A 14,145-nucleotide genomic window follows, 5' to 3' on the forward strand; every position below is an offset into this window, starting at 1 on the left:
CGTTCAATTCTGACGGAACGTCAGCTATTCTCCGGCGGCATGCGGCCAACGAGGACACCCGAAACCGTCGCGGAGCTCATCGCGAGCCAATGGGGCGACCACCGGCCCGGTCTGAAGTACGCCGACGGCGTGCTCAGCCACCACCGGACCGCCCGGGAGGCCGCGGCGCGCGCCGCGCTCCTCGTCGACCTGCTGCCGCCGGGGGCGGAGCCGCACATCGGGGTGCTGCTGGACAACACCCCCGAGTTCCCGTTCTGGCTCGGCGCGGCGGCCCTCGCCGGGGCCGCCGTCGCCGGGATCAACCCCACCCGGCGCGGCCCCGAGCTGGCCCGGGACATCCTGCACACCGACTGCCGGATCCTGGTGACCGAGCGGACCCACCTGCCGCTCCTGCGCGGCCTCGACCTGCCCGGCGTGCGCCTCCTGGTCACGGACACGGAGGAGTACGAGGCCCTGCTCGCCCCGTACACGGGCGCGAAGCCCGGCGACGCGACGCTCGGCCCCGGCCCGACGCCGTCCTCCCGGCTGCTCCTCTACTTCACCTCCGGCTCCACCGGCGCCCCCAAGGCCGCCATCTGCACCCAGGGTCGGCTGGCCGGCGCCGGTGCCTCGCTCGCACGTCACTTTTCGGTCACCCCGGACGACGTCCACTACATCTGCATGCCCCTCTTCCACGGCAACGCCGTCATCGCCGACTGGCTCCCCGCCCTCGTGGGCGGAGCCGCCGTGGCCCTGCGCCGCCGCTTCTCGGCCTCTGCGTTCCTGGACGACGTACGGGCCTACGAGGCGACGTACTTCACCTACGTAGGGCGCGCCGTGCAGTACCTCCTCGCCACCCCGCCCCGCCCCGACGACCGCGCGCACACCCTGCGCCTCGGCTTCGGCACCGAGGCGGGCGCCGTGGACGCGGCGCGCTTCGCCGAGCGCTTCGGGGTCCGCCTCGTCGAGGGTTACGGGGCCACCGAGGGCGGCGCCTCCGTCCAGCGCACCCCCGACACCCCGCCGGGCGCCCTGGGCCGGGCCGGCGCGGGCGACGACCTGGCCGTCATCGACCCGGAGACGGGTGGCGAGTGCCCGCCGGCCGTGCTCGACCCGCAGGGTCGCCTCCTCAACGGCACCGAGGCCATCGGAGAGCTGGTCAACAGGGGCAGGAGCCTCTTCGAGGGCTACTGGCGCAACCCCGACGCGGAGGCCGCCCGCACCCGCGACGGCTGGTACTGGACCGGGGACCTCTTCTTCCGCGACCCCGACGGCTTCCTCTACTTCGCCGGCCGCACCGACGACCGGCTGCGCGTCGACAGCGAGAACCTGGCCGCCGCGGTGATCGAGAACATCCTGGCCCGCTGGACCCGGGCGGCCGCGGTCGCCGTGTACGCCGTACCGGACGAGGTGGCGGGCGACCAGGTCATGGCCGCCGTGGCCCTGCGCGAGGGGGCCGTCTTCTCCCCGCAGGGCTTCGCCTCCTTCCTCGCCGCCCAGCCCGACCTCGGTACGAAGATGGCCCCGCGCTACATACGGGTCGTCGGCGCCATGCCGACCACGGCGACCAACAAGGTCCACCGGGTCTCCCTGCGCGGCGAGGCCTTCCGGACCGCCGATCCGGTCTGGTGGCGGCCGCGCGGCGAGGACGCGTACCGGAGGCTGGAGGCGGAAGACCTGGCAGGGCTCCTGGCCGCCTACGAGGCCCAGGGGCGTGCCGATCTGCTGGGCCGCTGACCGGGGCGCCGGCGGGGCCGCGGAGCGGCCGCGGGAGGGTGCTCAGGGGAGGTCTCGGGAAGCGGTTTTGAGCACTCCGGAGGAGCAGGTAGTATTTTCTCTGTCAGCAGGCGCCGCTAGCTCAGTTGGTTAGAGCAGCTGACTCTTAATCAGCGGGTCCGGGGTTCGAGTCCCTGGCGGCGCACCTGTCCTTCGGGCGGTTTCCGGTTTCACCGGGAACCGCCCGAAGTGTTTTCCGGGCCGCGCGGCCCCCGCCCCCCGCCCCCCGCCGCCCCCGCTCAGAGGGTCAGCGACAGCAGCAGCGGCGCGGCCTTGCGGTTCAGCACGTCGGCCGCGGCCCGCAGCCGGTGGGCGTGTTCCACGGGCAGGGACAGGGCGAGGCAGCCCACCGAGGCTCCCGCGGTGATCGGGACGGCCGCGCAGACCGTGCCGACGGCGTACTCCTGCAGGTCGAGCGTGGGCACCGTGGCCGGCTGGCTGTCCAGCTTCGAGAAGAGGATCCGCTCGTTCACGATGGTCTTCGACGTCAGTCGGGCGATCTTGTGCCGGGACAGGTGGTCGCGCCGCCCGTCCAGGTCGAGCTGGGTCAGCAGGCACTTGCCGACCGCGCTGGCGTGCGCCGCCGAGCGGAAGTCGACCCACTCGTGGACCTTGGGGGTGCGCGGGCTGTCCGCGAACTGCGTGATCCGGACCTCGCCGTCCACGTACCGGCTGATGTAGACCGCGGCACCGACGGAGTCCCGCAGCCGGTCCAGGGTGTCCTGGAGCTTGTCCTGCAGCGCCTGCTGGCGGTCCACGCCGGAGCCGAGCAGGACGAGGGAGTCTCCTATGGCGTAGGCGCCGTCGGACACCTGCAGTACGTACCCCTCCCGGCGCAGCATGAGGAGCATGGGGGCGAGGTGGACCGCGGGCAGGCCGGTCTCACGCGCGATCTGTATGTCGGTCACGCCGCCGGTATGGCGGGCGACCGTTTCGAGTACGCGCAGGGCGTACTGCACCGAGTGGAACGGCGCGGTCGGCTCGGGCTTCAGCGCCACGGTTTCCCCCTAGCAGGTTGTTACCGCTTGCTCTCACACGATAGCCATCAAGAGGCCCGTGTGGAGCGCCTGTTGGTGAGATTGATGGCTCAATCACACCGGTCTGCCTGGATCTACTCCACTGGCATATGCCAAGGTCATGGGTGGTGTCCGAGAGTGCCGGGAATGCCCGGACCGGCCGCGCGGTTCGGGTTCTTCGTACGGACGAGAACGGACGGGCGAGCGGAGCGGGAGAGACGATGAGTGAGCCCAGTGACATGGGGGCCGCGGGAGACGCTGGACGACGGGGGAGCGTCCGCCCGGGCGAGGGTTCGGGCAGCGGATCGGACAGCGGATCGGACAGCGGACCGGGCAGCGGTTCGAGCGAGGCGGGGATCCGCGGGACCGCCCTCGGCCGGGCGCCGGTGCCGCTCTCCGTGCTCGACCTCGTCACCGTCGGCGCGGGCAGCACCGCCCACGCCTCCCTGCGCACCAGCGTCGACATGGCCCGCCTCGCCGAGTCCCGCGGCTACCACCGCCACTGGGTCGCCGAACACCATTCCATGCCCGGGGTCGCCAGCTCCTCCCCGGCCGTGATCCTGGCCCACCTCGCCGCCCACACCTCCCGGATCCGGCTCGGCTCCGGCGGGGTCATGCTGCCCAACCACGCCCCGCTCGCCATCGCCGAGCAGTTCGGCACCCTGGAGGCCCTGGCCCCGGGCCGGATCGACCTCGGCCTCGGCCGGGCTCCCGGCACCGACGGGCAGACGGCCGCCGCGCTGCGCGGGCCCGGGCGACGGGACGAGGCCGTGGACGAGTTCCCCCGGCAGCTCGCGGAGCTGATCCGCTTCCTCGACGACGACTTCCCCGACGGGCACCCGTACGCCCGCGTGCACGCCGTGCCGGGCCCCGTACAGGGCCCCGCCGGGCGGCCGCCCATCTGGCTGCTCGGCTCCTCCGGCTTCAGCGCCCGCCTCGCCGGCGGACTCGGGCTGCCCTTCGCCTACGCCCACCACTTCTCCCCGGCCGGAACCCTGCCCGCCCTCGACCTCTACCGGCAGTCGTTCCGCCCCTCGGCCGTCCTGGACGCCCCGTACGCCGTCATCGGCGTCGCGGCCCTCGCCGCCGACACCGCCGCGGAGGCCCGCGCGCAGGTGCTGACCGGCGCGCTGTCGATGCTCCGGCTGCGCAGCGGGCGGCCCGGGCTGGTCCCGACGCCCGAGGAAGCGGCCGCGTACCCGTACACGCCGATGGAACGGGAGTTCGTGGACGACCGCCTCGCGAGCGTGCCCCACGGCACCCCCGACGAGGTCACCGCGGGCCTGGACGACCTGGCGAAGCTGACGGGCGCGGACGAGTTGATGCTGACCGCCAACGCCCACTCCGGGGAGGCCCGCCTCCGCTCGTACGCCCTCGTCGCGGACGCGTACGGCATGCCGGTCCTGGGCGCCTGACCCGGCCGCCCCTCCCGGGATCCCCCGTCACGGACCGGGGATCCCGGCCCGCCGCATGTGCAGTTCGGACCGGACCAGTTCGAGGAGGCGGCCGGTCCAGTTGCGGCCTCGGCCGGCGGTGTGTCCCCAGAAGGCCGAGTCCACGTCCTCGTAGACCAGGGTGGCATCGCCCGTCGCGAGCAGGATCTCGGCCAGCCCGGGGTGCCGGTCGTACTTGGCGCGCAGCAGGCCGGTCATGACGCCGGTCCGGACGTGCTCCCAGTCCTCACGGCGCGGCGCCGCAATCGCGAGGTCCCGTGCCGCGGCATAGGTGGCCGCGGCCGCGATCGAGGCGCGGACCTCCGGCCGAGCGGCCGACAGGGCCCAGTAGGCATGGGCGACCGAGGGGTAGTCGGCCTTGTCGACGGTGATCGGGGCGGGGTAGTCGTTGCGCAGCCCGAGCCGTCCGGGCTCGGCCACCGGCCCCTTCGGAACCCGGTGGTGGAGATGGACCGACGGAGCGTATGGAGCAACCGGCCCGTCTGCCGAGGCGCGCGCCTGCCACTTCGTCAGCTCGTCGGCCCGCTGCTCGAAGTACGCGAGGGCCCTGTCGTACGCCTCCTGCGTGACCGGCGGGTCGACGGGCAGGTAGGTCCGGCCGCCGGGCCCCGCCACCAGGACCCGCAGCGGCCAGTCCTTGCTGTCCATGTCGCTCAGCGCACTGCGGCGCCGCGAGACCGGGACGGCCAGGAACGCGGTGCGGGCCGCGGTCCGGTTCTCCTCCGTCCGATCGGCGAGGAACGCCTTGACGGCGGCCAGGCAGCGGCCCACCGAGTCGGGCCGTTCGTTCAGCCGGTCGATGGTGTCGCGGACTTCCTCGACCAGGAGGTCAGGGGTGAGCTGGTTCCGGGGCTCGCCGAACTTCCAGCGTGCCAGCCCGTGTGCGGACGCCTCGGCGCCCTCCGGGAGCGTGGTGGCCACCCAGCCGGTCCGGACCTTCTCCTCGAACTCCTCGAGGGTGACCAGGCCCCAGCAGTCGATGAGCCCGTCGGCGTAGATGAAGAGGTCGGTCAGGAAGTAGGTGCCGTTGTGGATGAAGGCGGGCCGCCACGTACCCGGTATGCGGACGCCGTCCGCGACGCGATGGGTGATCCGGTTGCCGATCATCCCGTGATTCTGCCGCCGACGCGGGCTCGCCCGGAAGGGTTTACGGATGCGCACCGGCCCGGACGCACTCGCACGAGGTGACATCCGGAGTTTGGCTGGTTTGTTGCTGAAACCTTGCCGGAGGGTGAATGAAGGCAGCCTTAAATCGCTCGTCACCATGGGTGGCGAGTGATTTTTGGTGGGGTCACACGTCGCTGACGTGGACTTCTGGGCCGCGACTGGTCTAGTCCTTCTTTGGTCCAAACCATTGACTCAGGCCTGTAGTGATCGCTATCACTATCCCCACCTGAAGTCTTGCCTTCCCCTCCCACTTCCCCGGAGGCAGTTCATGCACATCCGTAAATCCCTCATCGCGGCCGCCGCCACGGCCGCGCTGGCCGGCGGCACGCTGGCCGCCTTCGCGGGACTCACCACCGCCTCGGCCGCCGAGGCCGGGACCACCGCGACGGCCGGCAACGTCAAGATCGCTTACTACGACCAGTGGTCCGTGTACGGGAACGCCTTTTATCCCAAGCACCTCGATACCCGTGGCATAGCGAGCAAGTTGGACGTCATCAACTACTCGTTCGGCAACATCCACCCCACCAACCTCACCTGTTTCGAGGCGAACAAGGCGGCGGGCGACGACAACAACCCCAACGCCGGTGACGGTGCGGGCGACTCGTACGCCGACTACCAGAAGTCCTTCAGCGCGGCCGACAGCGTCAGCGGCGTCGCGGACAAGTGGGACCAGCCGATCGTCGGCGTGTTCAACCAGTTCAAGCAGCTCAAGGCGAAGTACCCGAACCTGAAGATCAACATCTCGCTCGGTGGCTGGACCTACTCGAAGTACTTCAGCGACGCGGCCAAGACCGACGCTTCCCGCAAGAAGCTCGTCTCCTCCTGCATCGACCAGTACATCAAGGGCAACCTGCCCGTCGAGGGCGGCTACGGCGGCGCGGGCAGCGCTGCGGGCATCTTCGACGGCATCGACATCGACTGGGAGTACCCGGGCTCGTCGGGCGGCCACCTCGGCAACCACTACGCCCCCGAGGACAAGCAGAACTTCACGCTCCTGCTCAAGGAGTTCCGCGAGCAGCTCGACGCCCACGGCGCGGCCAACGGCGGCAAGAAGTACCTGCTGACCTCCGCCCTCCCGGCCGGCCAGGACAAGATCAAGTACATCGAGACGGACAAGATCGGCGCGTACCTCGACTACGCGAACATCATGACGTACGACATGCACGGCGCCTGGGACTCGGACGGTCCGACGTACCACCAGTCCCCGCTGCTGCCCTCGTCGTCCGACCCGACCGACGCGATCGCCCCGGGCACCGAGAAGTACAGCATCAAGAACGCCATCGACTCCTGGATCGACGGCAACGCCGCCTACGGCATCACCGGCGGCTTCCCGGCCAACAAGCTGGTCCTGGGCTACGAGTTCTACTACCGCGGCTGGAAGGGCGTGCAGCCCGGCACCACCAACGGTCTCGCCCAGCCCGCCACCCTGGCCTCCGCCGCCCGTCCGACCAGCCAGCAGGCCGGCATCGCGCTCTACAAGGAGCTCGGCGGCATCGTCGACAACCCGGCGACCACCTTCTGGGACGACCAGGCCAAGGCCTCGTACTTCTACAAGGACGGCGAGTTCTTCACCGGCCTGAACCAGAAGTCCATCCAGGCCCGGGTCGACTACGGCAAGCAGCGCGGCCTGGCCGGCGCGATGATGTACTCCCTGCTCGGCCTGGACGCCAACGCGACCCTGCTGAACCAGATCTCGGACTCCCTGGGCGGCACCACGCAGCCTCCGGTCACCCCGACTGCCACGCCCACGGCGACCCCGACGGCCACGCCCACGGCGACGCCGACGACGACCCCGCCCACCGGCTGCGGTTCGACCCCGGCGTACGTCGCGGGAACGATCTACACCGGCGGCAACGAGGTCTCGCACAACGGCCGCAAGTACAAGGCCCAGTGGTGGACGCAGAACGAGGTGCCCGGCACCACCGGTGAATGGGGTGTCTGGAAGGACCTCGGCGCCTGCTGATCCCCCCACCCCGCGCCGAGCGCCGGCAGCCCCCGCACTCCCCTCCCAGGGTGCGGGGGCTGCTGTGTGACATGGTTGCGGGATTCCCCGTACCGGAGCGTGCGGTGGTCGCTACGCTCGGCGACGAGTTGGATCCGCACGCGTCCTCATGGGGGTGACCATTCCCTTGGTCAACGTCCGCGCTCTCGATCCCAGCGCCTCGCCGCTGGACTACTACGCGTACGAGCTGTGCCGCCTGAGAGAAGCCGCCGGGCTGAAGCAGGGCCAGTTGGGCGACATCATCTACTGCTCGGGCTCGCTGATCGGCATGATCGAGAACACGAAACGGGTCCCGACCCGCGACTTCTCGGAACGGCTCGACGCTGCGCTGGGTACCGACGGGCACTTCTCCCGCCTGGTGGGGCTGGTCCTACGGAGCCAGCTGCCCCACTGGTTTCAGGCCTACGCGGAGATGGAGGCCCGGGCCGAGTACATCTCCACCTTCCAGTGCCAGTTGGTGTACGGGCTCCTCCAGACGGAGTCGTACGCCCGCGCGCTGATCGGTGTGGACCGCCCCGACCAGATCGACGAACTGGTGGCGGCCCGCATGGAGAGGCAGCGCATCCTGGAGTGCGAGCAGCCACCTGCGCTGTGGGTGGTCCTCGGCGAGGCCGTGCTGCATCAAGAGGTCGGCGGCCGTGAGGTCATGCGGAACCAACTCACCCACCTGTTGGGCTTTGCGGACCGGCCCTGGGTGCAGATCCAGGTGCTGCCCTTCTCGGCCGGAGCGCACACGGGCATGCTCGGGTCGTTCAACCTCCTGCGCTTCGACAGGGACCCCGATCTGATTTACGAAGAGGGCTATGCGCAGGGGTACATGACGGCCAATCCACCAGTGATCAGGGAGCGTTCGGTCGGCTACGCTCGGCTGCAAGCCGAGGCCCTCTCACCGGAACGCTCGGCAGAGCTGATCACTCAGGTAATGGAGGAACGCTATGGGAAGCAACCAGAACCTGGCGGGCGCGCCGTGGCGTAAGTCGTCGTACAGCGGGACCACCGGCGGCGACTGCGTCGAGTGCGCCCCCCTCGGCTCGGTCGCTTGGCGCAAGGCTTCGTACAGCGGATCCACCGGCGGCGAGTGCGTAGAGATCGCCGCCCAGCCCTGCCGCGTAGCCGTCCGGGACTCCAAGCGCCCCGACGGCCCCGCCTTCACCGTGAGGGCCGAAGCGTTCGGAGCGTTCGTCCGGAGTCTCTGACTCAGACCTCGGGATGCGGCGCGGGCCCCTCCGGCTGGCCGGGGCCCGCCGCCTGGCGGCTGATGATGGCTGCGATCGCCTCCGGCGCCACCGCCCGGGAGTACAGCCAGCCCTGGCCGGTGTCGCAGCCGATGTGCCGCAGGCGGGCCGCCTGGTCGGCGGTCTCCACGCATTCGGCCGTGACCGTCAGGCCCAGCCGGTGCGCGAGCTGCACCAGGGCTTCGACGATGGTTTCGTCGGCCGGGTTCGGGTGGGAGCCCTCCTCGTAGCGGAAGCCGCGGACGAAGGAGCCGTCCAGTTTGAGGACGGAGACGGGCAGGCGGCTGAGGTAGGCCAGGTTCGAGTAGCCGGTGCCGAAGTCGTCGATGGCGATCCGCACCCCCATGTCGCTCAGTGCCTGGAGGGCCTGGAGCGGGCGGCCCGCCGAGCCCATGACGGCCGACTCCGTCAGTTCGAGCTGGAGGAGCTGGGGGGCCAGGCCGGTCTCCGCGAGGATCTCGGCGACGTCGCCGACGAGGTCGGAGTCCCAGACCTGGCGGACGGCCACGTTGACGGAGACGAAGACGGGGGAGTCGCTGGGCTGCTCGATCTGCCAGCGCCGGGCCTGGCGGCAGGCGGTCTGGAGCACCCAGCGGCCCAACTGGACGATGGATCCGTCCTCTTCGGCGATGCCGATGAACCGATTCGGCGTCAGCGTGCCGAACTGCGGGTGGTTCCAGCGCACCAGGGCCTCCACCCCGCGCACCGCCCCGCTCTCCAGGTCCACCAGCGGCTGGTACTCCACGTTGAACTCGCCGCGCTCCACGGCCGGTCGCAGCGTCGAGGACAGGGCCTGGCGGGTCATGCGGTGCGCGTTGCGCTCGGGGTCGAAGAGGGTCCAGCGGGCCTTGCCGTCGGCCTTGGCCCAGTAGAGGGTCGTGTCCGCGGCCTGCATCAGGCCGGTCGCCGAGGTCCCGGCGGCCGCCCGCTCGACGACTCCGATCGACGCGGAGACCGACAGCCGCTGACCGGCCAGGTCGAAGGGCTCCTGTACGGCCGCCAGGACGCTGCGCGCCAGGTCCGCGAGCTGCTCGGTGCCGGTGGACTCCTCGACCAGCAGGGCGAACTCGTCGCCGCCGAGCCGGGCCACCAGGTGGCCGCCGGTGCGCCCGTAGCCGGACTGGTCGGCGCACTGGGTGAGCCGCTGGGCGACGGCGGTCAGCAGCCGGTCGCCGACCCGGTGGCCGAGGGTGTCGTTGACGGCCTTGAAGCCGTCGAGGTCGAGGTAGCACAGCCCGATCCGGCCCGTGCCGCTCTGCCCGTAGGAGGAGGCCTCCAGGGCGGCGGAGAGCCGCTCGAAGAACAGTGCCCGGTTGGGCAGCCGGGTCACCGGGTCGTGCATCTGGAGGTGGCGCAGCCGGGCCTGGAGGTCCCGCCGGTCGCTGATGTCGGCGACGGAGAGCAGGACGTCACCGGTGCTGGTGCCGGGGACGGGGCCGAGGGTGATCTCGGTCCACAGGGAGTGCCCGTCGGGGTGCTTGAGGCGGCGGGTGCAGCGGAGCCGGGCCTGCCGGCCGCGCAGCACCTCCTGGTAGGCGTGCCAGGTCCGGGCCTCGGAGGCCAGGTCCACCAGGTCGGCGGCGGACTGCCCGGCGAGGAGGTGCGGCTCGGAGCCGAGGAGCGCGGCGAGGGCCTCGTTGGCTCCGGCGATGTGGCCGGTGCGGTCGACGACGGCCATGGGGAGGTGGGCCGCGTTGAAGGCGGCCCGGTAGTCGGCCTCGTACCCGGCCCCGTACCCGGCCTGGTGATCGGCGGACCGGTGGTCGGCGCGGTCCGGGGTTGCCGTCGTCGCCGGCGTTGCCGGGTGACGCTGCGTCATGGCCGGTCGGATGCTGTCGGCCGCCGAACCGGTTCCATCTGGGGTTCCGCTCACCGTTGGCTCCCGCAGTGCGTGTGAGTGTCCGTGCAGGAAAGTGTGCCGATCATAGAGGCTCACGGACGGCCCTATCCAGCGGCGACGCCGTGTGGGGCGCGGGAGTTCGGTGTGATGACGGATCGTCGGCCTGGCGGCGAATGATCGTTTCCGCGCGGCTGTGAGCATCCGGCGCCCACGCCTGACCCGACCTGATCGGTCGTGACTTTCCGTAGGCGCATGTGCGAAACCCGGCGTCACCGGCTTGCCCTAGTGCTCACTCGTGTGGGGCAGCGGAACAGGGCATTAATAAGACAATCGCCCCAAGGTGGATGAAGAGGTACTAATCCACCACCGGAGGTCGATGTGCCGCGACAGCAGACACCCGGGGGAGTGGACCGCTCCCGCATGCGAACCACGGCGGCGGCGCTCACTTCCCTGACGGCGCTCGCCGCCATGTCGCTCGTCGCGGGACCCGCGGTCGCCGCTCCAGGGGCCGGCCCCTGCGCGCTGACCCGTACCGCGGCCCACCACTCCCTGGGCCTGGACAGCTGGAACGGCGCCTACCCCAAGCCCGAGCGTGCCCTCAACGCGGTCATGGTCTTCCTCTCCTTCCCCGACCACCGCACCACCCTGACCACCGAGGAACTCGCCGCCGACTACTTCCCGGCGACCAGCGAGTTCTTCGAGCGGGCCTCCTACGGCCGCTTCCGGCTGGTCCCGCACCCGCAGAAGCAGTGGATCCGGATGCCGAAGCCGTCCGCCGCCTACGGGATACAGCGCGACTGGGCCCCGGCGGACCGGGCCGCCTACCTGCGCGACGCGGTGGCCGGAGCCGATCCGTCGGTGGACTTCAGCCGGTACGACGTCGTCTACTTCGTCGCCGACCCGGACGCGCCCGGCGTCGACTCCGACGCCACCAAGGTCGTCAACTTCGAGCAGCCGATCCGGGCCGACGGCTCCGACCTGCGCCGCATCGTCACGGTCTTCGAGAAGCACCCGCCGGACCGCAACGTGCTGGCCCACGAGACCGGGCACGTCTTCGACCTGCCGGACCTCTACCACCGCCCCTCGGACGGCAAGGGCGACTGGGACACGTACGTGGGGGACTGGGACGTCATGGGCAGCCAGTTCGGCATGGCCCCGGACCTCTTCGCCTGGCAGAAGTGGAAGCTCGGCTGGCTGGACGCCTCCCAGGTGGACTGCGTGGCGTCCGGCTCCTCCCTGCACACCCTCCAGCCGCTGTCCGAGGCCCCGCGTCCGGGCGGTACGGGCGGCACCCGGCTCGCGGTGATCCGTACGGGCCCCGGCAGCGCGATCGCCGTCGAGGCGCGGGGCTCCGCGGGCAACGACGGGGACACCTGCACCGAGGGGGTCCTCATCTACCGGGTCCGCAACGAGGCGGCCTCGGGCGGCGGGCCGATCGAGGTCGTGGACGCGCACCCGAACACCGAGGCCTGCTGGGACCGGTCGGTGTACCCGCCGCTGGCGGACGCCCCGCTGGAGGTGGGGGAGACCTTCACCATTCCGGAGGAGCGGATCACCGTGGAGGTGGCGGACCGCACGCAGTCGGGGGCGTACACGGTGAAGATCACGCGGTAGCGGTAGCGGGCGCAACGGCGGCGGCGGCCGGCCTCGACCGCCGCCGTCAGCCGCGGGTCCAGTGGAAGTCGACTTCCGGGTAGCGCGGGGAGGGGGCGTTCAGCAGGGGCGACGGCCGGCCCTTCAGGAACCGGTCGAGGCACAGGCGGGTGTAGGTCCGGATCAGCTCGGTCGAGCGGGCCGGATCCAGGGTCCCGAGCAGTTCGGCGTACAGGTCGGGCGGCCAGGCTTCCGCCAGGCCGCCCGGAACGGCGAAGTGCGGCAGATCGGTGTAGGTGAGGTGGCCGGTGTCGCGCGCCCGCAGCTGGCGGCCCCAGCCGCGCTGGTGCTCGCGCCAGCGCCGCCAGGTGTCGTGGTCCTCCAGCGCGGTGAGCAGCAGGTACGGGCGGTCCAGCCCGAGGTCGGCCACCGGCGAGCCGAACAGGGCGCCGTCCAGGTTGACCCCGACGGCGAAGCGGTCGTCGACCCGGAGGAGTTCGGCGGCGGCGGCTCCGCCCATCGAATGGCCCACGACGCCGATCCGGCGGGGGTCCGCGCAGGGCGAGCGCCGCCGACGGGTCAGGGCGGTGGCGACGAACCGCAGGTCACCGACGCGCGCGGCTATTTCGAGGCGCTCCTGGCGGTCCCAGTCGTCGGACTCCTCGGGCAGCACGCCGTGGACGGCCCGGCCGTCGGGGAACTCCACCACCGCGGCGTCGTAGGTGTGGTCGATGCCCGCGACCAGGTACCCGTACGAGGCGAGCTCCTCGGCCAGGGCGGTGCAATTGCTGCGGCCGCCCTTGCGCCCGTGCCCGAGCAGCACCAGCGGCAGCGCTCCCGGAACGGCCGGCGCGCCGGTCCGGGCGTGCGGGCGTACGGCATCCAGGGTGCCCGCCTTGAGGGGCAGGCCCGCCTCCAGGGCGGCGGCGACCCCGCTCGTGGTGTACGGGGCCCGGCGGAACCCGCTCGTGGTGAGCGCGGGGTACCAGAGCTGCACCATCAGCTCGCGCGGCCTGCGGTCCGGCGCGAGGGGGTCGTCACGGTCGTGGTCGACCAGGTGCAGGTCGATGGTGCCCACCGGCCGCCGGGAGGTGGGAGCGGGAAGGTCGATGACCCGCCCGGCGGCCCGCGCGGGCACGGAGGGCAGGGCGACCGCCCCCGCGCTCGCTCCGGCGAGAACCAGAAGAGACCGGCGCGTGACCATCAACCACCCCAAGGCAACTGCGTGCGGAAGGACTTGACGAACGCTCACCCTAGAAGGTCTGGACCAATCTGCCTAGGTGTGGGGCGTGGGGCGTGGCGTGTGTGGGGTGCGCGCGGCACGACGAAAAAGGCCCCCACTTGCGTGGGGGCCTTTCTCCGTCTGTGCGCCGCCAGGGACTCGAACCCCGGACCCGCTGATTAAGAGTCAGCTGCTCTAACCAACTGAGCTAGCGGCGCTTGGTGACGAGAGAGACATTAGCACCCCGGGCGGCGATCGGAAAAATCGATATCCGCAGCTCGGGTGGCACGGACGAACGCCCACAGCAGCGCCTCGGGTCCGGGGAGCCAGGGCAGCCGCGTATCGGGGGCCACGAGCCACCGCGAAGGCCCCCCGTCGGCGGCCAGCGGGGGCACGGTGACGGCGTCGCCGGGGCCGTGGCAGAGCGGGGCGGGTACGGGGGTGCTCCACTCCTCCCAGGCCAGCAGGGCCGGGAGCCGGTGGGCCGTGCCGGGCGCGGCGAAGAGCAGGGTCCGCCCGCGGTGCACGGCGGCGGGCCCGGAGCCGGGGCCCTCGGCCCAGAGCAGGTCGAGCATCCGGCGGCCGAGGACGAGGGGGACGTTGACGACGTCGAAGGCGGTCCCGCAGGGCAGCACGGCGGGCGCGGTGGGCCGGGCCTGCCAGGCGGCCAGCGTGCCTCCGGGCTGGGCGGAGGCCGAGGCCAGCCAGGCGGCGCCGGCCGGGGTGACGTGGGTCGCGGAGGCGGTCGTCGTCCGCAGGTCGAACGCGGGGCAGCTGGTCAGCGTCGTCATGCGTCCAGGTCTACCCGCGGTAGCGATCCGATCTCCGGGAGTTACGGGAAACCGGGACAGGCCGGGTGCG

10 protein-coding genes, 2 tRNA genes and 1 pseudogene are annotated in these 14,145 nt (G+C 71.7%); 7 read left to right on the forward strand and 6 right to left on the reverse strand.

The genetic code is table 11. The features are described 5' to 3' along the window. Positions 1-39: 39 nt before the first annotated feature. Together AC3IX6_RS24315 and AC3IX6_RS24320 are read left to right on the forward strand one after the other, a co-directional pair. On the forward strand, positions 40-1,716 hold the full coding sequence (locus tag AC3IX6_RS24315) for an AMP-binding protein (RefSeq protein WP_489364574.1): 1,677 nt from the start codon (positions 40-42) through the stop codon (positions 1,714-1,716). Between the two features lie 110 nt (positions 1,717-1,826). Further along, positions 1,827-1,900, forward strand: a tRNA-Lys gene (locus tag AC3IX6_RS24320). A gap of 94 nt (positions 1,901-1,994) precedes the next feature. Here the strand turns inward: AC3IX6_RS24320 and AC3IX6_RS24325 are convergent. Further along, the gene (locus AC3IX6_RS24325) at positions 1,995-2,753 is read right to left on the reverse strand and encodes an IclR family transcriptional regulator (RefSeq protein WP_407839038.1); all 759 of its coding nucleotides are present in this window, start codon (positions 2,751-2,753) and stop codon (positions 1,995-1,997) included. 239 nt (positions 2,754-2,992) lie between these two features. Here AC3IX6_RS24325 and AC3IX6_RS24330 point away from each other — a divergent pair, with 239 nt between their 5' ends. Next, the gene (locus AC3IX6_RS24330; protein WP_489364576.1) at positions 2,993-4,186 is read left to right on the forward strand and encodes an LLM class flavin-dependent oxidoreductase; all 1,194 of its coding nucleotides are present in this window, start codon (positions 2,993-2,995) and stop codon (positions 4,184-4,186) included. 27 nt (positions 4,187-4,213) lie between these two features. Here AC3IX6_RS24330 and AC3IX6_RS24335 read toward each other — a convergent pair whose 3' ends face one another. Beyond that, entirely contained in the window at positions 4,214-5,332 is a 1,119-nt protein-coding gene (locus AC3IX6_RS24335) for an NADAR family protein (RefSeq protein ID WP_489364578.1), read from the reverse strand. A 328-nt stretch (positions 5,333-5,660) separates the two neighbouring features. Here AC3IX6_RS24335 and AC3IX6_RS24340 point away from each other — a divergent pair, with 328 nt between their 5' ends. The 3 genes from AC3IX6_RS24340 to AC3IX6_RS24350 all read left to right on the forward strand — a co-directional run bounded on the left by AC3IX6_RS24340 (position 5,661) and on the right by AC3IX6_RS24350 (position 8,590). After that, positions 5,661-7,355 (forward strand): glycosyl hydrolase family 18 protein, encoded by a 1,695-nt coding sequence (locus AC3IX6_RS24340; protein ID WP_489364580.1) that lies wholly within the window; start codon positions 5,661-5,663, stop codon positions 7,353-7,355. 166 nt (positions 7,356-7,521) lie between these two features. Beyond that, entirely contained in the window at positions 7,522-8,370 is an 849-nt protein-coding gene (locus AC3IX6_RS24345) for a helix-turn-helix domain-containing protein (protein ID WP_489371547.1), read from the forward strand. Next, on the forward strand, positions 8,330-8,590 hold the full coding sequence (locus AC3IX6_RS24350) for a DUF397 domain-containing protein (protein ID WP_489364582.1): 261 nt from the start codon (positions 8,330-8,332) through the stop codon (positions 8,588-8,590). The genes AC3IX6_RS24345 and AC3IX6_RS24350 overlap by 41 nt, the downstream gene beginning before the upstream one ends. Before the next feature lies 1 nt (position 8,591). Here AC3IX6_RS24350 and AC3IX6_RS24355 read toward each other — a convergent pair whose 3' ends face one another. Further along, positions 8,592-10,448 carry a putative bifunctional diguanylate cyclase/phosphodiesterase gene (locus tag AC3IX6_RS24355; protein WP_489364584.1) on the reverse strand — a complete coding sequence of 619 codons (1,857 nt, stop codon included), beginning with the start codon at positions 10,446-10,448 and terminating at the stop codon, positions 8,592-8,594. Between the two features lie 441 nt (positions 10,449-10,889). Between AC3IX6_RS24355 and AC3IX6_RS24360 the strand changes: the two genes are divergently transcribed. Next, entirely contained in the window at positions 10,890-12,083 is a 1,194-nt protein-coding gene (locus AC3IX6_RS24360) for a M6 family metalloprotease domain-containing protein (protein ID WP_489364586.1), read from the forward strand. 46 nt (positions 12,084-12,129) lie between these two features. Here the strand turns inward: AC3IX6_RS24360 and AC3IX6_RS24365 are convergent, their stop codons facing one another. The 3 genes and pseudogenes from AC3IX6_RS24365 to AC3IX6_RS24375 form a co-directional block, all read right to left on the reverse strand. Then, positions 12,130-13,266: an alpha/beta hydrolase family protein gene (locus tag AC3IX6_RS24365; RefSeq protein WP_489364588.1), complete on the reverse strand. Its 1,137-nt coding sequence runs from the start codon at positions 13,264-13,266 to the stop codon at positions 12,130-12,132. A 162-nt stretch (positions 13,267-13,428) separates the two neighbouring features. Continuing rightward, positions 13,429-13,502: transfer RNA gene (locus tag AC3IX6_RS24370), tRNA-Lys, on the reverse strand. Next, positions 13,493-14,075 (reverse strand): annotated as a pseudogene (locus AC3IX6_RS24375) (bifunctional DNA primase/polymerase). Before AC3IX6_RS24375 ends, AC3IX6_RS24370 begins: the two are co-directional and overlap by 10 nt. Positions 14,076-14,145 lie beyond the last annotated feature (70 nt).

The sequence above is a fragment of the Streptomyces sp. GL_141 genome (assembly GCF_057834385.1).